This is a genomic window from Pseudomonas sp. NFX71, from assembly GCF_048079215.1.
GTDB lineage: Bacteria > Pseudomonadota > Gammaproteobacteria > Pseudomonadales > Pseudomonadaceae > Aquipseudomonas > Aquipseudomonas fluorescens_B.
In genome coordinates this window covers 1,952,053-1,972,113 of record NZ_CP182230.1, presented here as the reverse complement: position 1 = coordinate 1,972,113, position 20,061 = coordinate 1,952,053, and the positions used below count along the sequence as shown (strand labels likewise).

The window sequence follows — 20,061 nt, the reverse complement described above, 5'->3', positions numbered from 1 at the left end:
GCTGGCTCCCACAGTGACCTGAGCAAGCCGCACGAACAGACCCCGGAGAAATCCGGGGTTTGTCGTTTCTGGTGACCCCGCTATCATTCGCCACATTCTTCGGGGGATTCAACTGATGCTCAATGGCCTGTGGCTTGGCTTCTTCATCGTGGCGGCCGTTTCGGCGTTGGCGCAATGGCTGATCGGGGGCAACGCCGGGATCTTCGCGGCGATGGTGGAAAGCATTTTCGCCATGGCCAAGTTGTCGGTCGAGGTCATGGTCCTGCTGTTCGGCACCCTGACCCTCTGGCTGGGTTTTCTGCGCATCGCCGAGAAGGCCGGGATCGTCGAATGGCTGGCGAAGGCACTTGGCCCGTTGTTCCTGCGCCTGATGCCGGAAGTGCCGGCCGGTCATCCGGCCATCGGCCTGATCACCCTGAACTTCGCCGCCAACGGCCTGGGCCTGGACAACGCCGCCACCCCGATCGGCCTTAAAGCCATGAAGGCGCTGCAAGAGCTCAACCCCAGCGACACCATTGCCAGCAACGCGCAGATCCTGTTCCTGGTACTCAACGCCTCCTCCCTGACCCTGCTGCCGGTGACGATCTTCATGTACCGCGCCCAGCAAGGCGCGCCGGATCCGACGCTGGTGTTCCTGCCGATCCTGCTCGCCACCAGTTGTTCGACGCTGGTGGGATTGCTGTCGGTGGCGTTCATGCAGCGCCTGCGCCTGTGGGACCCGGTGGTGCTCGCCTACCTGATCCCCGGTGCCCTCGCCCTCGGCGGCTTCATGGCGTTGCTGGGTACGCTCTCGGCGACCGCTCTGGCCGGCTTGTCCTCGATCCTCGGCAACGTGACGCTGTTCGGGCTGATCATGCTGTTCCTGGTGATCGGCGCGCTGCGCAAGGTGAAGGTTTACGAGGCGTTCGTCGAAGGTGCGAAAGAAGGCTTCGACGTGGCCAGGAATCTGCTGCCGTACCTGGTGGCGATGCTGTGCGCGGTGGGCGTGCTGCGCGCGTCCGGGGCGCTGGACTTTGGTCTCGACGGGATTCGTCATCTGGTGGAGTGGGCCGGTTGGGACACGCGCTTCGTCGATGCGTTGCCGACGGCGATGGTCAAGCCGTTCTCAGGCAGCGCGGCCCGGGCGATGTTGATCGAAACCATGAAGACGTCCGGGGTAGACAGCTTCCCGGCGTTGGTCGCGGCGACGGTTCAGGGCAGTACGGAAACGACGTTTTATGTGCTGGCGGTGTATTTCGGCGCCGTGGGGATCCAGCGGGCACGGCATGCGGTGGGGTGTGCATTGCTGGCGGAGTTCGCCGGGGTGCTGGGCGCAATCGGGGTTTGCTACTGGTTCTTCGGTTAAGCACACATCCCCTGTGGGAGCGGGCTTGTGTGGCGAGGGAGCTTGCTCCCTCGCCACAAAGGCCCTGAGTGAATTCAAGGGCGGGGCGGCGGTGCGACTTTCTGTCCTTGCTCCACCGCCCAGCTGACGACTTGTGCCGTCAACTGATCACTCGCCTGGCCAAACCCGGCCACTACCGCCGGCACCTTCACATCGCTCAGCGGCTGACGCACTTCAAAGCGGCGGCTGGCGAGGATGCGCTGGTCATAACCGCGCACCAACAACGCATCCAGACGCACTACGACACTCGCCGTGGTGCCTTGGTATTCAGTCTGGAACGCCTGCAAACTCCCGCCCAACTCCAGGTCCGCCTGGAAATTGCTGTCGTCGGTGCTCAGCAACGCCACCCGACCGTCACGCTGAAAACCATCCAGCAGTCGATTGCGCAGCAGTACCGGCGCCGGGTCGCTCCAGCGGGAAGCCTTGTAGCTGCTGATCAGGTCGCCTTGAGGAATCACGGCAATCTGCGGACTGTTCAACGCCTCGCTGGCCTGCAGTTTGGTCAGGCGCAGGGACCAGCGCTGCGGCGTGCCGTGGCTGGGAGAAACGCTCTGGGCCGAAGGCAACCGATACACATCAGACGGCTCGGACGTGGGAAGGATCGAGCAGGCGCTGGTCAGCGCAAAAGCGCCGAGGAGGGCGATGTGAGTCAGCTTCATGGCGTGAACTCCTTGTTCTTGTCATTGCCCAGCAGATAACCGCTGGGGTTGGCTTCCAGACGCTGGGAAATCGCCCGCAACGACGTCAAGGTATCGCGCAACTCGCGCACCGCCGGGGCCAGTCCGTTGAGGCCTTGCATGCCGCTGTTGAGGGAATCCTGATTCCGGGTCAGCAACGTATTGATCGTCGCGCTGCTTTGCTCCAGCGACTTCATCGCCTGCTCGGCGCTGCCGAACATCTGCTTGCCTTGATCGTTGAGCAAACCGTTGGCGTTGCGCATCAGCGCCGACGTCTGCTCCAGCATCGCACCGGCCTGCTTGCCGACCGACGCCAGTTGCTGCATCGCCTGACGGATGTCACCGCGCTGATCGGCGATGGTGCCGGTGGTTTGTTCCAGGTGTTCGAGGGTCTTGCTGATGCGCTCGACGTTCTCCGCGGAAAACATCTGATTGGCGTTGTGCATCAAGACGTTCACGCCAGCCATCAAATCGTTGCTGTCGTTGAGCAGCCGGGCGATAGGTGAGGGCGATGCGACGATCGTCGGCAGATCACCGCCCTTGCCCTTGAGCGTCGGGCTTTGCGGCGTACCGCCACTGAGCTGGATGATCGACGTTCCGGTGATCCCGGTCAGCGCCAGTTTGGCCTGGGTGTCTTCCTTGATCGGCGTATCACCGCCCAGGCGAATCCGGGCCAACACCCGGCGCGGGTCTTTCGGGTCCAGGCGCAACGTCACCACGTCGCCGACCTTGATCCCGCTGTACTGCACCGCGCTGCCCTTGGACAGGCCGCTGACCGCCTCGTTGAAGACGATTTCGTAATCCTTGAACTCGGTGTCGACGCTGGACTTGGCCAGCCACAAGCCAAAGAGCAGGGCGCCCGCCACCACAATCACGGTGAACAGGCCAATCAATACATGATGGGCTCGGGTTTCCATGTCAGACCTCATTCAACTGTTGGGCGGCCGTCAGCGCCGCGCGGCCGCGAGGGCCATGGAAGTATTCGTGAATCCACGGGTCGTCGGTTTCCGAGACCTTGTCGATGGCGTCCGCCACCAGCACTTTCTTCTGCGCCAGCACCGCCACCCGATCGGTGATGGTGTAGAGCGTGTCGAGGTCATGGGTCACCAGAAACACACTCAAACCCAACGCATCGCGCAGGGTCAGGATCAACTGATCGAAGGCCGCCGCGCCGATCGGGTCGAGGCCGGCGGTGGGTTCGTCGAGAAACAGGATGTCCGGGTCCAGTGCCAACGCCCGGGCCAGTGCCGCGCGCTTGATCATCCCGCCGGACAGCGAAGCGGGGTACTTGTCGGCGGCCGATAGCGGCAACCCGGCCAACGCCAGTTTGACCGCCGCCAGGTGTTCGGCATCGTTGCGGCTCAGGCCCGCGTGTTCGATCAGGGGCAGGGCGACGTTTTCGGTCACGGTCAGCGAAGAGAACAGGGCGCCTTTCTGGAACAGTACACCGAAGCGCCGCTCGACCATCGAACGCTCGTGTTCGGACAGCGTCGGAAGGTTCTTGCCGAACACCTTCACCACCCCTTCGCTGGGCTGGCGCAAGCCGACAATGCTGCGCAACAGTACCGATTTGCCGCTGCCGGAACCTCCGACCACGGCCAGGATTTCGCCCTTGTACAGATCCAGGTCGAGGTTCTCGTGCACGCTCTGACGGCCAAAGCGATTGCACAGCCCTCGGACTTCGATCACCGCCTCGGAGGGCGCTCGGGGTAGACGACTCACCAGCCCATCTCCATGAAAAACAGCGCGGCCACGGCGTCGAGCACGATCACCACGAAAATCGACTGCACCACACTCGACGTGGTGTGCGCACCCACAGATTCAGCACTGCCGCTGACCTTGAAGCCCTCAAGGCAACCAATGGCGGCGATGAGGAACGCAAAGATTGGCGCTTTGACGAGACCGACCAGAAAATGCTGAATCCCGATGTCGGTTTGCAACAGCGAAAGGAACATGGCCGGCGAGATATCCAGCGCCACGGCGCACACCACACCACCGCCGACAATCCCCGAGAGCATCGCCAGAAAGGTCAGCATCGGCAGCGCCACCAGCAGCGCGAGCACGCGCGGCACCACCAGCAACTCCATCGGATCGAGGCCCAAGGTGCGAATGGCATCGATCTCTTCGTTGGCCTTCATCGAGCCGATCTGCGCGGTGAAGGCACTTGCGGTTCGACCGGCCATCAGGATGGCGGTGAGCAGCACGCCGAATTCCCGCAGAAAGGAGAACGCCACCAGGTCCACGGTGAAGATGCTCGCACCGAAACTCTTCAGCACCGTCGCCCCGAGAAACGCGACGACGGCGCCCACCAGAAACGTCAGCAAGGCAACGATGGGGGCGGCGTCGAGGCCTGTCTGTTCGATGTGCGCAATCATTGGCGTGATGCGCCAGCGTTTGGGGCGCAACAGGTTGCGGGCGATGGTTTCCAGGATCAGGCCGACGAAGCCCAGCAGTTGCAGGGTGTCTTGCCAGATGGCGTCTACCGCGCGGCCAATGCGCGTCAGCAGCTGAATGCCGACGCCGATTTCCGGCTCCTTGATCGGCACGCAGAAGTCGGTCATCGAGCAATAAACAGTCTGCAACAGAGCACGATCGGCGACGGACAACGTGCAGTCGGGATGTTCGGCGGATTTGCCCAGGCGGTCCGACCCGAGCAACTCCACCAACAACGATGCGCCGGCGGTGTCGAGCGCGCCGAGGCTGTTGAGGTCGATGTGGGTGCTGTCGTCGTATTGCCCGCGGAGCTTTTCGCTCAAATTCTTGAGGTCAGCGTAATGGGCAAGCGTCCAGTCACCCGTGACGTGCAATTGCGCAGGGGTGTGCGAGGTGTCCAGTGAGGCACTGCCGGGCATTGTGCTGCTGGTCATAAGCTCCGTGCTTGTTCGGCTATTACGCAGAGTTACGTAATAGCACGAACCGCATTACTTTTCTTTGATCGGTGTGCTGTCCGTGATCTTGAAGCGCAACACACCGATCAACTGACCGTCCTCGGTCAGCACCCGAACCTGCCACTTGCCCGCCGGGTTACCGGGGAAGTTCTGCTTGTGGGTCCAGGCGCGATAGCCTTCCTTGCGCCCGCCATGGATGTCCAGTGCGATGCGATCGACTTCCTTGCCGTTGAACTGCCAGACATGGTAAATCCGCTCGTCCAGACCGCGCGGCGCGTTGATCGCCGTGTAGGCGTACAGACCGTCGCCACGAATCTGCTCGGCGCTGACTTCTTCCAGGCTTTTGCCTGGCGTGCGGTCCTGCATCTGGGTGCTGATCGCGACATCGGTCATCCATAGCGTGGCCGGCGGCACCCATGAGCGCAACACCCAACCCACGCCACCGATGCCGACGGTGATGCTCAGAATGGCCAGCGCGTTGCGCACCGTCCGGATCGGGAAGATCGACGCCAGGCTCGGGAACGACAGGACGACGGCTGTGCCCAGGGCCAGTTTGAAACTCTGGGACGTGGTCAGGTGCAGGATGACGGGCAGGGCCGTCAGCAGCGCGGCAAACAGCGTCAGGGTGTGCAGCGCCAGAAACGCCCAGCGCCGGGGCGCCAGCCATTTGTAGTAGAGCGGGTCGGTAATGGAAATCAGCGCGGCGATGCACAGCAGCCCGGTGAAAAAAAACTGGCCGCTGTTCCAGGTGGTGGTGATGAAAAAGAAAGGCAGAACGAAAAACAGACTTTCCTGATGGATCATCTGCGTGGCGTAGCGCAGCAGCGGCTGGGGGATTTCGCGCTTGAAGATTCGGGTGAAGAGCTTGGTGAGGCTGTTTTCCAGCATCAGCCAGATCCAGCTGAGCACCATGATAATGGTGATCCAGGTCGCCAGGCCTTGCTGGCGATCGACCAGCATGAAGCTGCCGACCCCGGAGATGAAACCGCCAAGCGCAATGACCCCTGGGTAGCGCTTCATCAGTTCGAGGATGCGCTGTACGAACAAGGTCAGGGTAGGCATTCGGCGATTCACAGTAGTCGTGGGAAAAATCCCCGACAGGTTACCGCCCGTGGGGCAGTGTGGCGAGGGGGATACGTCCGTTTGACCCAACACGGCACTGTGACGGGGGAGCTTGCTCCCGCTGGGGTGCGAAGCGCCCCCAAAACCGGAAAACCGCATTCTTTCAACTGATACGCAGGCGGCGGCTGCGCAGCCGAACGGGAGCAAGCTCCCTCGCCACAGGGGAACCGTTACTTTCTGCGATAAACACGCCAGGCCAATAACCCGAACACCAGCAGCCCCAATCCCCCCGCGACCACCCACATCACCTGGTCATAACTCATCAACGGCTTCTCGATCCGCAAATAACCCGGTTGCAACAGCAACTCACGCATGGCCTTGTTGGCCTCTGCCAGCGTCACGCCCTGCAGTTCTCTGGCCGGGTTAGCGAAACGACCTTCCTCGTAGTCTCCCAGCGCGCTCCAGTAGTAGTCGGCCAGTGCGCTGTTGCCTTGCACGGCCCAGGCCTGGCGAGCGATGGCGGCCTGCTTGAGGCGGTTGAAGGTGTCGACGTCCAGTCCGTTCTTGAGCAAGTCAGCCTTCAATTCATCCAGGACTTGCTCGGCCTCGGGCACATCGTCGCGCTCAAGGTCGGCGTTGAGGCTCATGAAACCCACGCCGCCAAACACCTCGCGTTCGGCCGAGGGGCCGTAGGACAAACTGTGCGCCAGACGCAGCTGGCGATAGAGCGCCCAGTCCAGATAGTCCTTGAGCAGGTCAAAGGTTTCGTCATGCTGGTCTTCCAGCACCGGCTCCGGCACCAGCCAGTGCAACTTCGCTCCGCCGCCGACAAAGCCGTGACTCAACGTGCGCTCATGGGCCGCGCTAGCCTGGATTTGCGGCAGTGGCGGGTGCTCGCTCGGGTCAACGGCCTGAAGTGCGCCCCAGGCCCGTTCCAGATAAGCCGGCAGCAAGCGGTCGAGGTCGCCGACCATGATCAGTGTCATGTTGTTCGGCGCGTACCAGGCCTTGCGTACCGTCTCCAGTTGTTCGCGGGTCAGGTTATCGACCTCGGCCCGCTCCGGGCACTTTAGCCCCAGTTCCACCGCCAGTTGATTGCTCGCCGTGTGGCCCAGATCCTGACGATCCAGCCAGCGTTGCAAGTGTGAGTAATGACCGCCGTCCTCGCGCTCGACCACCTGTTTGGCGGCGTTGATGGCGTTGTCGTCGATTCGGGTCTGGGTCAGAAGAGCCAGCAGCAGGTCGAGGACCTTGCGCTGGTTTTTCGCCGGCGCTTCGATGACAAATGTGGTGTCGGCGTTGCTGGTGTAAGCGTTCCACTCACCGCCGAGCGTCTGCATGCGTTCTTCAAGACCGCCTTCGCCGGTGGCATCGATGCCGCTGAACAGCAGGTGTTCGAGCAGATGCGGCAGTTCTTTTTCGGCGCAGCTGAAATCATCGATACCGACGCCGACCACCAGTCGAATCGCTACATGCCCGCGTTCGGTGCCGGGTTTGAGCAGCATTTGCAGGCCATTGGGCAGCGTATAGCCCTCGACCTGAAAACGATCCAGGGCAAACGAGGGCAGCGATCCGAGCAACAGGCAGGCGAACAACAGACAACGCATAGCAAGCTTCCAGGCAATCAATCGAAGATCCGTGTCGTCCTTTAGGCCGCTATCGCGGGCAAGCCCGCTCCCACAGTGATCTTTTGTGTAACTGGGATTATGTCCGACCCGGATCACCTGTGGGAGCGGGCTCGCCCGCGAAGACGGTCTTGAGGCTGAACCACTGTAACTGACTGACCACACTGCCAGACGTTCAAGGCGAATGCGTGATGTCAGACAAATCATCGACGATGAGCGCACCGGTGTCAGACGTTTCCAGCACCACATACGCACTGCTGCAGAACAATGAATTCAGGCGCTTCATGTCGGCAATCAGCTCCAGGTGCAGCGAGCTGGTCTCGATACTCTGCACGATCTTGCGTTGCAACCGGCTGACATGTGCATGGGCCAGACGGCGTTCCTGTGCGCGAAAGCGACGTTTCTCCCGCAGCAACTGACGGGCACTTTCCTTGTCGGCGCTGAGGAACACCGACAATCCCAGACGCAAATTGGAAATCAGCTGACTGTGCAGCCCCGCCAATTCGTCCAGACCGACCTCGGAAAAAGACCGGCGCTGCGAGGTTTTCTGTTGCTGCACTTTGCGCAGCATGCGCTCGATCAGGTCGCTGGCGAGTTTGAGGTTGATCGCCAGTTCGATGATTTCCGCCCAGCGCCGACTGTCGTGTTCACTAAGGTCTTCGCGAGGCATCTGCGCCAGATAAAGCTTGATCGAGCTGTAGAGCGACTCCACATCATCGGTCAGGCGACGCATTTCCTGGGTGACGGCGGTTTGCTTGCCGCGCAGCACGTCGAGCATGGCCTCGAGCATATTGTCGATCAGATCGCCAATGCGCAGGGTTTCCCGGGCAGCGTTGGCGAGCGCCAGGCTGGGGGTCACCAGCGCCGTCGGGTCAAGGTGCCGAGGTTTGGCGGTGCCGTTGGTTTCCGGCCGCTCCGGCAGCAGCCACGCACAAAGCCTGGCCATCGGCCCGACGCTTGGCAGCAGGATCAGGCAACGCACGGTGTTGTAGAGCAGGTGGAAGCCGATGACCATTTCCTGTGGGCTGAAATCCAGACTGTCGATCCAGTGCACGAGCGGGTCGAGTACGGGAATGATCAGCAACAGGCCGATCAGCTTGTACAGCAGGCTCCCGAGCGCCACCTGACGGCCCGCGGCGTTCTGCATGCTGGTGCTCATGAACGCCAGAATACCGCTGCCGATGTTGGCACCGATCACCAGGCCGATGGCCACGGGCAAGCTGATCACACTGGCGCCGGCCAGTGTCGCGGTCAGCAGGACGGCGGCGAGGCTGGAGTAGGAAATCATCGCGAACAACGCGCCGACCAGGGCGTCGAGCAGGATGTCGCCGGTCAGCGAGGCGAAAATCACTTTGACCCCTTGGGCGTGGGTGATCGGCGCAGCCGCTTCGACAATCAGTTGCAGCGCCAGAATGATCAGCCCGAGGCCGATGCTGACGCGGCCCATCTGCCCGAGCCGCGTCTGTTTGCGCGACAGAAAGAAAATCACCCCGAGGAAAATCAGCAGCGGCGACAGCCATGACAAATCGAAGGTCAGGACCCGTGCCATCAGCGCCGTACCCACGTCGGCACCGAGCATGGTCGCCAGCGCCGGCATCAGCGCCATCAGGCCCTGGCCGACAAAGGACGTGACGAGCATGGCGGTGGCGTTACTGCTCTGGACCATGGCGGTCACGACAATGCCCGCGATGAACGCCAGCCAGCGCTTGGACATGTTCTGGCTAATCACATGGCGCAAGTTGGAACCATAGACCCGCAGAATGCCGGTTCGGACGATGTGCGTGCCCCAGATCAACAAGGCCACGGCAGAAAGCAAATTGAGCAGGGTGAGCATACGGGCCCCCTGTGGTGGTAGCGCCCCAAAGGAGCAAGTTGACGGTGCCGCGCGACTTTCTACGTTGTGTACTTAAGCTGTAGTTGGCTAACGGTCTGGGCGCCAGCATCGCATAGCTAAAGAGGCGATTGAAACAAAACTGTCATGAAAACAATTTGATGCAGACAAAGAAAAAGGGACCCGAAGGTCCCCCCGGCACTTCCTGTAAGAGCCCGTGTGCGGCGAGGGGATTTATCCACTCGCCACAACAAGCTCACTGCCACAAGTGTTACTGGCCCGGAATGTCCTTGCGCAGTTTCACCGGATCCTGCTGTTTTTTCTTTTTCGCCATCGCGGTGCGCATCTTGATGTTGATCGCTTCCACCGCCAGCGAGAACGCCATGGCGAAGTAGACGTAGCCTTTTGGCACGTGCACGTCCAAGGATTCGGCAATCAGCACGGTACCGACGATCAACAGGAACGACAGCGCCAGCATCTTCAGCGACGGGTGCTTGTCGATGAACTCGCTGATGGTGCCCGAAGCCCACATCATCACCAGCACAGCCACGATGATTGCCGCGACCATGACCGGAACGTGGGAGACCATGCCAACGGCGGTGATCACCGAGTCCAGCGAAAACACGATGTCGATGATCGCGATCTGGATGATGGTGTAGATGAAGCTGCCGCCCTTGCCCGAAGGCTCTTCATGGGTTTCGTCTTCACCTTCCAGCGCGTGGTACATCTCTTGCGAGCTCTTCCACAGCAGGAACAGACCACCGAAGAACAGGATCAGGTCGCGTCCGGAAATACCCTGGCCGAACACTTCGAACAGGTCTGCGGTGAGGCGCATGACCCAGGTGATCGACAGCAGCAACAGAATCCGCGTGATCATGGCCAGCGCCAGGCCGAAAATCCGGGTGCGCTGCTGCATGTGTTTGGGCATGCGGCTGACCAGGATCGAAATCATGATGATGTTATCGATACCCAGGACGATTTCCAGGGCGGTCAGGGTAAAGAAGGCAACCCAGATTTCAGGGTTGGTCAGCCATTCCATGTGTATTCCTTTGAGCGAGTGTTAAACCAGAACGGGCCCGGGCTTCAAACAGCAAAGCCTGGACCCGTTGTGGTGAGTCTTGGGCTTATAGAGTGCTGAACAGCGGAAAGATCCCCATCAGCAACGCGGCGACCAGTATGCACATGCACACCAGCACTGCCCATTTCAGGGTAAAGCGCTGATGGTCACCAAAGTCGATACCGGCCAGGGCCACCAACAAATAGGTCGATGGTACCAGCGGGCTCAGCAAGTGGACGGGCTGACCGACGATCGAGGCACGTGCCATTTCAACCGCGGTTATACCGTAATGACTGGCGGCTTCGGCAAGTACTGGTAACACGCCGTAATAAAAAGCGTCGTTCGACATGAAGAACGTGAACGGCATGCTCACCAGCGCGGTGATCACGGCCAGGTACGGGCCGAGGAAATCAGGAATCACCGCCAGCAGGCTTTTCGACATCGCATCGACCATGCCGGTGCCCGACAGGATACCGGTGAAAATGCCCGCCGCGAAGATCAAACCGACCACCGCAAGTACGCTGCCAGCGTGAGCCGCGACGCGATCCTTCTGCTGTTGCAGGCAAGGATAGTTGACGATCATCGCGATACTGAACGCCACCATGAACAACACCGGCATCGGCAACAGACCGGCGATCAGGGTGCACATCAGGCCCAGGGTCAGGGCGCCGTTGAACCAGATCAACTTCGGACGACGGGCATCCGGGAACTGCGAAACACTGATTTCACTGTGGTCGATTTCATCGCCCACCAAGTGCAGTTCACCCAGACGCGCACGCTCGCGTTTGCCGTAGAAGTAGGCAATCGCCAGGATTGCCACCACGCCGAACGCCATCGCCGGAATCATCGGAACGAAAATGTCGGACGGGTCCACGTGCAGCGCACTGGCCGCACGGGCAGTCGGGCCGCCCCATGGCGTCATGTTCATCACGCCACCGGCGAGGATGATCAGGCCGGCCATGATCCGCGGGCTCATGCCGATGCGGCTGTAGAGCGGCAGCATGGCGGCCACGCAGATCATGTAAGTGGTCGCGCCGTCACCGTCGAGGGAAACGACGAGCGCCAGTACGGCGGTGCCGACCGAAACCTTCAGCGGGTCGCCCTTGACCAGTTTGAGGATCTTGCGCACGGCCGGGTCGAACAGGCCGGAGTCGATCATCAGGGCGAAGTAGAGAATGGCGAACATCAGCATCACGCCGGTCGGCGCAAGCTTGGTGATGCCTTCGAGCATCATCGGGCCGATCTTCGGCGCAAAACCGCCGAACAGAGCAAAGACGATCGGGATGATGATCAGGGCGATCAGCGCGGACAGGCGCTTGGTCATGATCAGGAACATGAACGTGATGACCATGGCGAAGCCAAGGAAAGTCAGCATGGGAATACTCCAGGCGTAGCGCGGCTAGGGAATGGGCGAACCGGGTGGGTCAGCGCAGAACGGGAAGCACGAGGCGTACGGGCGGAGTTGCAGCGAAGCGGCGGGTTGCAAAGGACATCAGGGTCACCATTGTTGTTGTTAAATGGGCTGTGCGAGCGATAAAACACTCGCATTGGCCGACCGGTCTGTTGCCGGTAGTGGGGCGATCCTAATCGGGGAAGCTTTCACCGAGCTTTCGCTGATGAAAGCATTGATGGGATGTACAACCGGTCGTCGGACCGGGGCAGGAAGGGAAACCGGGTTGGGGCCATCGCCGGCAAGCCGGTCTCACTCCCACATTGAAATGAGTTCTCTGTGTGGAGCGGGCTGCCCGCGATGGCGTCCGTGATATCGCAACAGGAGGAAAGGTCATGAGCGACATTCACACCGGCGGCTGCCACTGCGGACATCTGCGCTATCAATTCAGCGGCCCCTTGCGCGACATCGCCCACTGTCACTGCTCGATTTGCCGACGGGTCAGCGGCGGGATCGTGACCACCTGGATCACCGTGCCCGCGTCCGCCTTCGAGTGGGTGAAAGGCACACCGGCGCAGTACGCCTCGTCTTCCAGCTGCATACGCTATTTCTGCCCGACCTGTGGGGCTCAGATTGCGTTGGTCACGCAGCTCAGTCCCGAGAGCATCGACCTGACCATCGCCACCCTCGATCATCCTGAGCAGGCCCCGGCGGAGCGGCACATCTGGACCGACAGCCGTCTGCCATGGCTGCATCTGGACGAGCACTTGCCGGGTGAAGCCGAAGAAACCCTGTGATCAAAAAACAGACAGGTCCAGTGTCCGGATCGCGCCCATCCAGATTGCATGTTCCGTGTGGTCAAGCAGATCGTCGCCGGTGTCCGGGTGCAGGAACACCACCAGTCCCTTGCGGTTGAGGGCCAGCCACGGCAACACGTCGCCGATGAGCTCCGGCCCGAATGCCAACTGGCAGCTCCAGTCCGGGTGCGGACCCACCGGACGTTCGTGCACGCGGCCCATTTTCAGCGGGAACAGGTGCGCCGCTTGCTCACACAACGTGCGCGCCTGATCCATGTGGGCGGCATCGAAATACACATGGGCGTGATAGCCCTTGATCTGTTGCATCTGAATCCCTCTGAAACCCGGTCGAACCCTCACCGATTCCTGCAGGTCACACGCCATATACATAGGAAAGTGCGGAGTCCAGCCATGAAAAATGCCGAAACCCCAGTGGTAAAAGTGGTGCTGTATGGTGCCATGAGTAGCCTGGGCAGTGCGCTGATGGCTGAAATGCTGCGGCGCCAACATGAAGTGATCGCGATTCTCGACGACCTGACGGCGCTGGCACCACGCCCCGGTCTGCGCACCAAGACCGGTGATCTGTTTGATGCCGAGCGAGTCAAGCAAAGCGTAGCGGGCTGCTCGGCCGTTATCTGTCTACTGGATGCACCCGGGTTACCGTTTAATAGCGAGCACGTAGAAAAATCCATCCTGCTAGGTCCGGTTGAACAAGTACTGGCGGTCGATGCACTTGTCGATGGCATGGAGGCCGCCGGCATCGCCAGACTGTTTCTGGTGGGCGACTTCGAGGTGCTGGACGATCCGCAGATCGAGGATCAACTGCAACGCCACGCCGCCGAGGAAATCCGCGAGGCGCTGCAAGGCAGTGCGTTGCACTGGACGATGGTCAATGCGCCACGCGGCGTTGCCGGGCTGACAATCGAGCACTTCAGTCAAGTCAGCAGCAGCCTGGAACCAGGGCTGGCCGAACCCCTTCAGCGGTTGAGCCGCGTCGCGGTGGGGATTGCCGATGAGTTGCACTTGAATCTGCACGTTGGCGAACACGTTAATTTCATCGCGACTTCAGAGCAGTAAAAGATCGCAATCGAAGGCCGCTCCTACTTTGGAATGTGTTCCCAGGTAGGCGCTGCCGAAGGCTGCGATCTTTTAACTTTCACACCGCAATCGAAGGCAACGGCAGACCATTGAGCGATTGTGCGTTGCTGGCCTGCTCGGCCATTAACCAGTCCACAAACTGTTGAATCAATGCCCCGCGCCGTTTGCGCTGCGGCAGGACCACGTAATAACCCAGCCGGGACATTACCGTGTCAGCAATCGGTCGACACAACAAACCTTGCGCGAGCAAGTTATCCACAAGGTGCCGCCAGCCAATCGCCACTCCCTGGCCGCCAATCGCCGCTTGAATCAGCAGGGTGTAATTGTCGAACCGCAGTTGTCCGGGCGCTGGCGCCGACGTGATCCCTAACTCGCGAAACACGCCGCTCCAGTCGAACCAGTTGCTGCTGTTTTCGCCGCGCAGGTGCAGCAGCGGAAATTCCAGCAGCGACTGTGCAGGCAAGGGCAGGGCACGATCCTTCAACAGCAGCGGACTGCACACCGGAAACACTTCTTCGCTGAACAGCCAGTGGCTTTCGCCCTGCTTGAAACGCCCGTCGCCAAACAGCACCGCCACATCAATGTCGGTGCGCAGCATATTGAGGCTGCGCTCGCTGGTGACCAGGCTGACGTCCACTTGCGGATTGGCGGCGTGAAAGCGGTGCAGACGGGGCATCAACCAATAGGCGGCGAAGGCGAAATCGGTGGCCACCTGCAATACTTCATGCTGATGCTGTGCACTGATTGCGCTCAACCCTGCGTCGATATTCTGCAAACCGAGCTGAACTTGCTCAAAAAGAATCGTCCCAGCCTCGGTCAGCTCAATGCCGCGATAAATGCGATCGAACAACCGGGTGGCGAGCTGATCTTCCAGTCGTTTGATCTGCTGACTGATGGCCGGTTGCGTGGTGCCCAGTTCAACCGCGGCCGCGGTGAAGCTGCGCTGGCGCGCCGCGGCTTCAAAGGCACGGAGCAGATCAAGGGACAAATCACCCAGAGCGTCATACATAAGCTGTGCTTATCCTAGTCATTGCCTGGCATGGGCTTTACCACAAAGAGCATGGACTCCATGCTCGATCACAGCACTCTCGCATAAATATTCACTATGGAATGCCGCGATCACATGAAGCGCAAGAATATTCTTTTCATCATGGCCGATCAGATGGCCGCGCCAATGTTGCCGTTCTACGGTCCTTCGCCGATCAAACTCCCCAATCTCAGCCGCCTCGCCGCCGAAGGCGTGGTGTTCGACGCCGCCTATTGCAACAGCCCACTTTGCGCGCCGTCGCGTTTTACCCTGGTCAGCGGTCAGTTGCCGAGCAAGATCGGCGCTTATGACAACGCGGCGGATTTCCCTGCCGATGTACCGACCTACGCCCACTACCTGCGGCGCCTCGGTTACCGAACCGCACTGTCCGGCAAAATGCACTTCTGCGGCCCGGACCAGCTCCACGGTTACGAAGAACGCCTGACCAGCGACATTTACCCGGCCGACTACGGTTGGGCGGTGAACTGGGATGAACCGGACGTGCGTCCGACCTGGTATCACAACATGTCGTCGGTGCTGCAAGCCGGGCCGTGCGTGCGTACCAATCAGCTGGATTTCGACGAAGAGGTGGTGTTCAAGGCCCAGCAATACCTGTTCGATCACATCCGCGAAGATGGCGATCAGCCGTTCTGCCTGACCGTGTCGATGACTCACCCACACGATCCGTACACGATTCCCAAGGCGTTCTGGGATATGTATGACGATGCGGACATCCCGTTGCCCCAGACGCCGTCGCAAACCGAGCTCGATCCGCACTCCCAGCGTTTGCTCAAGGTTTACGACCTGTGGGACAAACCGCTGCCTGTGGATAAAATCCGGGATGCGCGCCGTGCGTACTTTGGTGCATGCAGCTATATCGACAGCAATGTCGGCAAACTCCTGCAAACACTCGAAGAAACGGGGCTGATCAACGATACGATCATCGTCTTCTCCGGCGACCACGGCGACATGCTCGGCGAGCGCGGGCTCTGGTACAAAATGCACTGGTTCGAAATGGCCGCGCGCGTTCCCCTGTTGATAAGTGCGCCGGGACAGTTCGGCGCAGGGCGGGTCAGCGCAGCGGTTTCCACCGCCGACCTGTTGCCGACGTTTGTAGAGTTGGCCGGTGGCTCGCTGGAGCCGGGCCTGCCACTGGATGGCCGCTCGCTGGTTTCGCACCTGCAAGGGCAGGGCGGTCACGACGAAGTCTTCGGCGAATACATGGCCGAGGGCACCATCAGCCCCTTGATGATGATTCGTCGCGGCGCCTACAAATTCATCTACAGCGAAGACGACCCGTGCCTACTCTTCGACGTACACAACGACCCACGTGAGCAGGAAGAACTCAGCCAATCGCCGCAACATCGGCCACTGTTCGAAGAATTTCTGGCCGAAGCGCGGGCCAAATGGAACATCCCGGCGATACACCAGCAGGTGCTCGCAAGCCAGCGTCGCCGGCGATTTGTCGCCGACGCGCTGACCATCGGCAAGCTGAAGAGCTGGGATCACCAGCCGCTGGTGGACGCCAGTCAGCAATACATGCGCAACCACATCGACCTCGACGACCTGGAGCGCAAAGCACGTTATCCACAACCCTGCCAAAACCAATAATGTTAAGGGGAAGTCCATGCAAAAGTTATCCACAGTACTGACGGTCGGGCTGCTGGCCCTGGGCAGTGCATCGGCGTATGCCGATCAGAGCTGCGAGACGGTGAAAATGGCCGACCCTGGCTGGAGCGACATCGCCGCAACCAACGCCATCACCGGGTTTCTGCTGGACGGCATGGGCTACAAGCCCAAAGTCGACACCCTCGCGGTGCCGATTACCTTTGGCGGCTTGAAGGATGGTCAGGTTGACGTGTTCCTGGGTAACTGGATGCCTGCGCAGCAGGGTTTCTACGACAAGTTCGTGGCCACCGGCGACGTCACGCAACTGGCGAAGAACCTCGATGGCACCGAGTTCACCCTGGCTGTTCCGGATTATGTGTGGGACGCGGGTGTGCATAACTTTGCCGACCTGAACAAGTTCGCCGACAAATTCGACAAGAAGATCTACGGCATCGGTTCCGGAGCCCCGGCGAACATTTCACTGCAAGAAATCATCAAGAAGAACGACTTCGACATGGGTCAGTGGAAACTCGTCGAGTCCAGCGAACAGGCAATGCTGGCCGAAGTGTCTCGTGCCGTGAAGAAGCAGAAGTTCGTGACCTTCCTCGGCTGGACGCCGCACCCGATGAACGTGCAGTTGAAAATGCATTACCTGAAAGGTGGCGAGAAATACTTCGGCGATACCGGCAGCGTTCACACGCTGACCCGCAAAGGTTATGCACAGGCCTGCCCGAATGTTGGCAAATTGCTCACCAACCTGAGTTTCACTCAGGAAATGGAAAACAGCATCATGGCGGACGTGGTGAACAAGAAGGTCAGCAATGCCGATGCAGCAAAAGCGTGGATCAAGGCTAATCCGGCGGTGCTGGACAAGTGGCTGGATGGCGTGAAGACCGTGGACGGGAAGGATGCGTTGCCGGCAGTGAAAGCCAAGTTGTAAGCATGATCTGTGGCGAGGGAGCTCGCTCCCGCTCGGGTGCGAAGCGCCCGCAGATGTTTAGGGCTGCTTTGCAGCCCAGCGGGAGCAAGCTCCCTCGCCACAATGATCGCGTCGTCCTGTTACCCTGCGCAAAACCCCCGACCGAGAGGACCCATGGCCCTTCCCAGCCGCCATTCACTCTTTCCCTTCCTCACGTGGTTGCCCCGGCAAACCCGCGCCAGCGTCGGCCGTGACCTGATTGTCGGCCTCAGCGGCGCCATTCTCGCGTTGCCGCAATCCATTGCCTACGCGCTGATTGCCGGTCTCCCACCGGAATACGGCTTGTACGCGGCGATCATCCCGGTGCTGATTGCCTGTCTTTGGGGATCGTCGTGGCATCTGATCTGCGGCCCTACGGCGGCCATTTCGATTGTCCTGTACGCCAGCGTCAGTCCTCTGGCCGTTCCCGCGTCCAAGGACTACATCACGCTGATCCTGCTTCTGACGCTCCTTGCCGGTATTTTCCAGTGGCTGCTGGGTTTGCTGCGATTCGGCGCGCTGGTAAATTTTGTCTCGCACTCGGTCGTGCTCGGTTTCACGCTTGGCGCCGCGGTAGTGATTGCCATCGGTCAAATACCCAATCTGCTGGGGCTGGACGTGCCCAACCAAGCCACGGCACTGGACAGTTTTATGATGCTGTTCAGGCATCTCGGCGAGGTAGACCAACCTTCACTGGTGCTGGGCCTGGCAACTGTCGTCGTGGGGCTGACGCTGAAACTGCTGTTGCCGCGCTGGCCAACGCTATTGATCACCTTGGTCCTGAGCGGATTGCTGGTATGGCTCTGGCCAACGATGTTTGGTCACGTGCAGTTGGTCAGCGCGTTTGTCGGGCGCCTGCCGCCCTTCAGCCCGATGCCGCTGGACCTTGATCTGATCCTGCGTCTGTTGCCCAGCGCCGTGGCGGTCGGGATGCTCGGGCTGGTGACGAGTCTGTCGATTGCCCGCTCCTTGTCGGCGCGGTCGCAGCAATTGCTCGATGCGAATCAGGAAGTTCGCGCCCAAGGCTTGTCGAACATTGTCGGGGCGTTTTTTTCCGGCTCGCTGTCAGCCGGGTCCTTCACACGCTCGGGACTGAGTTACGAAGCGGGTGCCTGCTCGCCGCTGGCCGGGGTTTTTTCGGCGATGTGGGTGGCGCTGTTCGCGATCTTCGGCGCCCATCTGATTGCGCATATTCCGATCCCGGCCATGGCCGGCAGCATTCTGTTGATCGCCTGGGGATTGATCGACCATCGCGGCATTCGCGCGTTGCTGCGGGTCAGCCGCGCCGAGTTCGTGGTGATGGCGCTGACCTGTATCGCCACGCTGTTGCTGGAGTTGCAGACGGCGATTTATGCCGGAGTGCTCGCGTCCCTGTTTTTCTACCTCAAGCGCACCTCACAACCTCGTGTGCAGCACTGGCGCGACGGCGATGAAGACATTCTGCGGGTCGGCGGGTCGATCTTCTTCGGCGCCAGCCATTACCTGCAAGTGCGCCTGCAACGGATGCACGGCGCGCGCGTGGTGATCGAGGCGCAGCACATCAACTTCATCGACTATTCGGGTGTGGAAATGCTGCACCAGGAAGCGCGACGGCTGCGTAAGCAGGACCGCAGCCTGACCTTGCGCGGTGCGCGGCCGCCGGTGGTGGAGGAGTTGAGGAAGCTCGAAGGCGCGGAGAAATGCCCGATCCGGTTTGAAGACTGAAACACCGCTTTCTGGACAACCAAATACCCGTGGCGAGGGAGCTTGCTCCCGCTAGGGAGCGAAGCGCCCTCCAGATATCAGGGCTGCTTCGCACCCCAGCGGGAGCAAGCTCCCTCGCCACAAAAGCCTAAAGTGTCAGTTGGCGGCGCAGTTCGGCCAGCACCGGCGCCGTGTCCGGGCGCACGCCACGCCACAGGAAGAAAGCTTCTGCTGCTTGTTCAGCGAGCATCCCCAGGCCATCCATCGACACTGCCGCGCCCTGTTCCGTAGCCCAGCGGCAGAACGAGGTCGGCTCCTTGCCGTACATCATGTCGTAGCAAACGGTCTTGCCCGGCTCGATCAAACTGCTGGCAATCGGCGGTACATCGCCTGTCAGGCTGGCGGACGTCGCGTTGATGATCAGGTCCACCGGCTCTTGCAGCCAATCGAAACCGCTGGCTGACACCGGCCCCAGATCAGCGAACAACTCCGCCAGCAACTCGGCTTTATCCACCGTGCGGTTAGCAATGATCACCGAGGCCGGCTGCTCGGCCAGCAGGGGCTCAAGCGCGCCGCGCACTGCGCCACCGGCACCGAGCAGCAGGATGCGTTTGCCCTTGAGACTGAATCCGGCGTTGACCGTCAGATCCCTTACCAGCCCGGCGCCATCGGTGTTGTCGCCCAGCAGTGTGCCATCGGCGAGTTTGCTCAGGGTGTTCACCGCACCGGCGCGCTGCGCTCGCGCCGTCAAACTGTGCGCCAGGCGAAACGCTTCTTCCTTGAACGGAACCGTCACGTTCGCCCCGCGACCTTCAAGGAAAAACTCACGGGCAAAGTCGGAAAAATCATCAAGCGGTGCCAGCGAAGTGCTGTAGTCCAGTTGCTGAGCGGTCTGCTCGGCGAACAGACGATGAATCATTGGCGACTTGCTGTGGCTAATCGGGTTACCGAATACGACGTAACGGTCCATCAGGAT

At 60.6% G+C, this 20,061-nt stretch carries 18 protein-coding genes; 6 read left to right on the top strand and 12 right to left on the bottom strand.

Annotation, left to right across the window (positions count from 1 at the left end; all coding sequences use genetic code 11):
* Nucleotides 1–115 precede the first annotated feature (115 nt).
* Nucleotides 116–1,345 (top strand): nucleoside recognition domain-containing protein, encoded by a 1,230-nt coding sequence (locus ACM1ZW_RS09125; protein ID WP_017341745.1) that lies wholly within the window; start codon nt 116–118, stop codon nt 1,343–1,345.
* Nucleotides 1,346–1,419: 74 nt separating this feature from the next.
* On the opposite strand, the gene ACM1ZW_RS09120 is transcribed toward ACM1ZW_RS09125, so the two are convergent.
* The 9 genes from ACM1ZW_RS09120 to ACM1ZW_RS09080 all read right to left on the bottom strand — a co-directional run bounded on the left by ACM1ZW_RS09120 (nt 1,420) and on the right by ACM1ZW_RS09080 (nt 11,899).
* Entirely contained in the window at nt 1,420–2,043 is a 624-nt protein-coding gene (locus ACM1ZW_RS09120) for an ABC-type transport auxiliary lipoprotein family protein (protein ID WP_414884829.1), read from the bottom strand.
* On the bottom strand, nt 2,040–2,978 hold the full coding sequence (locus tag ACM1ZW_RS09115; protein ID WP_017341743.1) for an MlaD family protein: 939 nt from the start codon (nt 2,976–2,978) through the stop codon (nt 2,040–2,042). The genes ACM1ZW_RS09120 and ACM1ZW_RS09115 overlap by 4 nt, the downstream gene beginning before the upstream one ends.
* 1 nt (nt 2,979) lies before the next feature.
* The gene (locus ACM1ZW_RS09110) at nt 2,980–3,783 is read right to left on the bottom strand and encodes an ABC transporter ATP-binding protein (protein ID WP_017341742.1); all 804 of its coding nucleotides are present in this window, start codon (nt 3,781–3,783) and stop codon (nt 2,980–2,982) included.
* Complete coding sequence (locus ACM1ZW_RS09105) at nt 3,780–4,928, bottom strand: MlaE family lipid ABC transporter permease subunit (protein ID WP_416740432.1); 1,149 nt, start codon at nt 4,926–4,928, stop codon at nt 3,780–3,782. The genes ACM1ZW_RS09110 and ACM1ZW_RS09105 overlap by 4 nt, the downstream gene beginning before the upstream one ends.
* A 54-nt stretch (nt 4,929–4,982) precedes the next feature.
* Nucleotides 4,983–6,011, bottom strand: coding sequence for a DUF5924 family protein (locus ACM1ZW_RS09100; RefSeq protein ID WP_017341740.1), 1,029 nt, complete (start codon nt 6,009–6,011; stop codon nt 4,983–4,985).
* A 230-nt stretch (nt 6,012–6,241) separates the two neighbouring features.
* Nucleotides 6,242–7,618, bottom strand: a complete 1,377-nt coding sequence (locus ACM1ZW_RS09095) for a M16 family metallopeptidase (RefSeq protein ID WP_017341739.1) — start codon at nt 7,616–7,618, stop codon at nt 6,242–6,244.
* A gap of 193 nt (nt 7,619–7,811) precedes the next feature.
* Complete coding sequence (locus ACM1ZW_RS09090) at nt 7,812–9,470, bottom strand: Na/Pi cotransporter family protein (protein WP_416740431.1); 1,659 nt, start codon at nt 9,468–9,470, stop codon at nt 7,812–7,814.
* A 268-nt stretch (nt 9,471–9,738) separates the two neighbouring features.
* Nucleotides 9,739–10,506 carry a TerC family protein gene (locus tag ACM1ZW_RS09085; protein WP_017341737.1) on the bottom strand — a complete coding sequence of 256 codons (768 nt, stop codon included), beginning with the start codon at nt 10,504–10,506 and terminating at the stop codon, nt 9,739–9,741.
* Between the two features lie 85 nt (nt 10,507–10,591).
* Entirely contained in the window at nt 10,592–11,899 is a 1,308-nt protein-coding gene (locus ACM1ZW_RS09080) for a CitMHS family transporter (RefSeq protein ID WP_017341736.1), read from the bottom strand.
* Nucleotides 11,900–12,309: 410 nt separating this feature from the next.
* Between ACM1ZW_RS09080 and ACM1ZW_RS09075 the strand changes: the two genes are divergently transcribed.
* Nucleotides 12,310–12,711 (top strand): GFA family protein, encoded by a 402-nt coding sequence (locus tag ACM1ZW_RS09075; protein ID WP_017341735.1) that lies wholly within the window; start codon nt 12,310–12,312, stop codon nt 12,709–12,711.
* Here the strand turns inward: ACM1ZW_RS09075 and ACM1ZW_RS09070 are convergent, their stop codons facing one another.
* Complete coding sequence (locus tag ACM1ZW_RS09070) at nt 12,712–13,038, bottom strand: DOPA 4,5-dioxygenase family protein (RefSeq protein WP_017341734.1); 327 nt, start codon at nt 13,036–13,038, stop codon at nt 12,712–12,714.
* A gap of 84 nt (nt 13,039–13,122) precedes the next feature.
* Here ACM1ZW_RS09070 and ACM1ZW_RS09065 point away from each other — a divergent pair, with 84 nt between their 5' ends.
* The gene (locus ACM1ZW_RS09065) at nt 13,123–13,788 is read left to right on the top strand and encodes an NAD(P)-dependent oxidoreductase (RefSeq protein ID WP_017341733.1); all 666 of its coding nucleotides are present in this window, start codon (nt 13,123–13,125) and stop codon (nt 13,786–13,788) included.
* Nucleotides 13,789–13,867: 79 nt separating this feature from the next.
* Here the strand turns inward: ACM1ZW_RS09065 and ACM1ZW_RS09060 are convergent, their stop codons facing one another.
* Nucleotides 13,868–14,818 (bottom strand): choline sulfate utilization transcriptional regulator, encoded by a 951-nt coding sequence (locus tag ACM1ZW_RS09060; RefSeq protein ID WP_017341732.1) that lies wholly within the window; start codon nt 14,816–14,818, stop codon nt 13,868–13,870.
* A 114-nt stretch (nt 14,819–14,932) separates the two neighbouring features.
* Here ACM1ZW_RS09060 and betC point away from each other — a divergent pair, with 114 nt between their 5' ends.
* From betC to ACM1ZW_RS09045, 3 genes are all read left to right on the top strand, one after another.
* Nucleotides 14,933–16,447, top strand: a complete 1,515-nt coding sequence (gene betC / locus ACM1ZW_RS09055; RefSeq protein WP_414884826.1) for a choline-sulfatase — start codon at nt 14,933–14,935, stop codon at nt 16,445–16,447.
* A gap of 16 nt (nt 16,448–16,463) precedes the next feature.
* A complete protein-coding gene (gene choX, locus ACM1ZW_RS09050; protein WP_017341730.1) occupies nt 16,464–17,384 on the top strand; it encodes a choline ABC transporter substrate-binding protein in 921 nt (306 codons plus the stop codon).
* 153 nt (nt 17,385–17,537) lie between these two features.
* Nucleotides 17,538–19,106 (top strand): SulP family inorganic anion transporter, encoded by a 1,569-nt coding sequence (locus ACM1ZW_RS09045; RefSeq protein ID WP_416740430.1) that lies wholly within the window; start codon nt 17,538–17,540, stop codon nt 19,104–19,106.
* A gap of 127 nt (nt 19,107–19,233) precedes the next feature.
* Here the strand turns inward: ACM1ZW_RS09045 and aroE are convergent, their stop codons facing one another.
* Nucleotides 19,234–20,055 carry a shikimate dehydrogenase gene (gene aroE, locus ACM1ZW_RS09040; RefSeq protein ID WP_017341728.1) on the bottom strand — a complete coding sequence of 274 codons (822 nt, stop codon included), beginning with the start codon at nt 20,053–20,055 and terminating at the stop codon, nt 19,234–19,236.
* Nucleotides 20,056–20,061 lie beyond the last annotated feature (6 nt).

What these genes read in the sequence shown, in the direction of transcription:
- ACM1ZW_RS09090 (WP_416740431.1), bottom strand. Translation starts at nt 9,470, where the DNA reads ATGCTCACCCTGCTCAATTTGCTTTCTGCCGTGGCCTTGTTGATCTGG.
- ACM1ZW_RS09120 (WP_414884829.1), bottom strand. Translation starts at nt 2,043, where the DNA reads ATGAAGCTGACTCACATCGCCCTCCTCGGCGCTTTTGCGCTGACCAGC.
- ACM1ZW_RS09105 (WP_416740432.1), bottom strand. Translation starts at nt 4,928, where the DNA reads ATGACCAGCAGCACAATGCCCGGCAGTGCCTCACTGGACACCTCGCAC.
- ACM1ZW_RS09070 (WP_017341734.1), bottom strand. Translation starts at nt 13,038, where the DNA reads ATGCAACAGATCAAGGGCTATCACGCCCATGTGTATTTCGATGCCGCC.
- ACM1ZW_RS09045 (WP_416740430.1), top strand. Translation starts at nt 17,538, where the DNA reads ATGGCCCTTCCCAGCCGCCATTCACTCTTTCCCTTCCTCACGTGGTTG.
- aroE (WP_017341728.1), bottom strand. Translation starts at nt 20,055, where the DNA reads ATGGACCGTTACGTCGTATTCGGTAACCCGATTAGCCACAGCAAGTCG.
- ACM1ZW_RS09100 (WP_017341740.1), bottom strand. Translation starts at nt 6,011, where the DNA reads ATGCCTACCCTGACCTTGTTCGTACAGCGCATCCTCGAACTGATGAAG.
- choX (WP_017341730.1), top strand. Translation starts at nt 16,464, where the DNA reads ATGCAAAAGTTATCCACAGTACTGACGGTCGGGCTGCTGGCCCTGGGC.
- betC (WP_414884826.1), top strand. Translation starts at nt 14,933, where the DNA reads ATGAAGCGCAAGAATATTCTTTTCATCATGGCCGATCAGATGGCCGCG.
- ACM1ZW_RS09080 (WP_017341736.1), bottom strand. Translation starts at nt 11,899, where the DNA reads ATGCTGACTTTCCTTGGCTTCGCCATGGTCATCACGTTCATGTTCCTG.
- ACM1ZW_RS09075 (WP_017341735.1), top strand. Translation starts at nt 12,310, where the DNA reads ATGAGCGACATTCACACCGGCGGCTGCCACTGCGGACATCTGCGCTAT.
- ACM1ZW_RS09125 (WP_017341745.1), top strand. Translation starts at nt 116, where the DNA reads ATGCTCAATGGCCTGTGGCTTGGCTTCTTCATCGTGGCGGCCGTTTCG.
- ACM1ZW_RS09060 (WP_017341732.1), bottom strand. Translation starts at nt 14,818, where the DNA reads ATGTATGACGCTCTGGGTGATTTGTCCCTTGATCTGCTCCGTGCCTTT.
- ACM1ZW_RS09085 (WP_017341737.1), bottom strand. Translation starts at nt 10,506, where the DNA reads ATGGAATGGCTGACCAACCCTGAAATCTGGGTTGCCTTCTTTACCCTG.
- ACM1ZW_RS09095 (WP_017341739.1), bottom strand. Translation starts at nt 7,618, where the DNA reads ATGCGTTGTCTGTTGTTCGCCTGCCTGTTGCTCGGATCGCTGCCCTCG.
- ACM1ZW_RS09115 (WP_017341743.1), bottom strand. Translation starts at nt 2,978, where the DNA reads ATGGAAACCCGAGCCCATCATGTATTGATTGGCCTGTTCACCGTGATT.
- ACM1ZW_RS09065 (WP_017341733.1), top strand. Translation starts at nt 13,123, where the DNA reads ATGAAAAATGCCGAAACCCCAGTGGTAAAAGTGGTGCTGTATGGTGCC.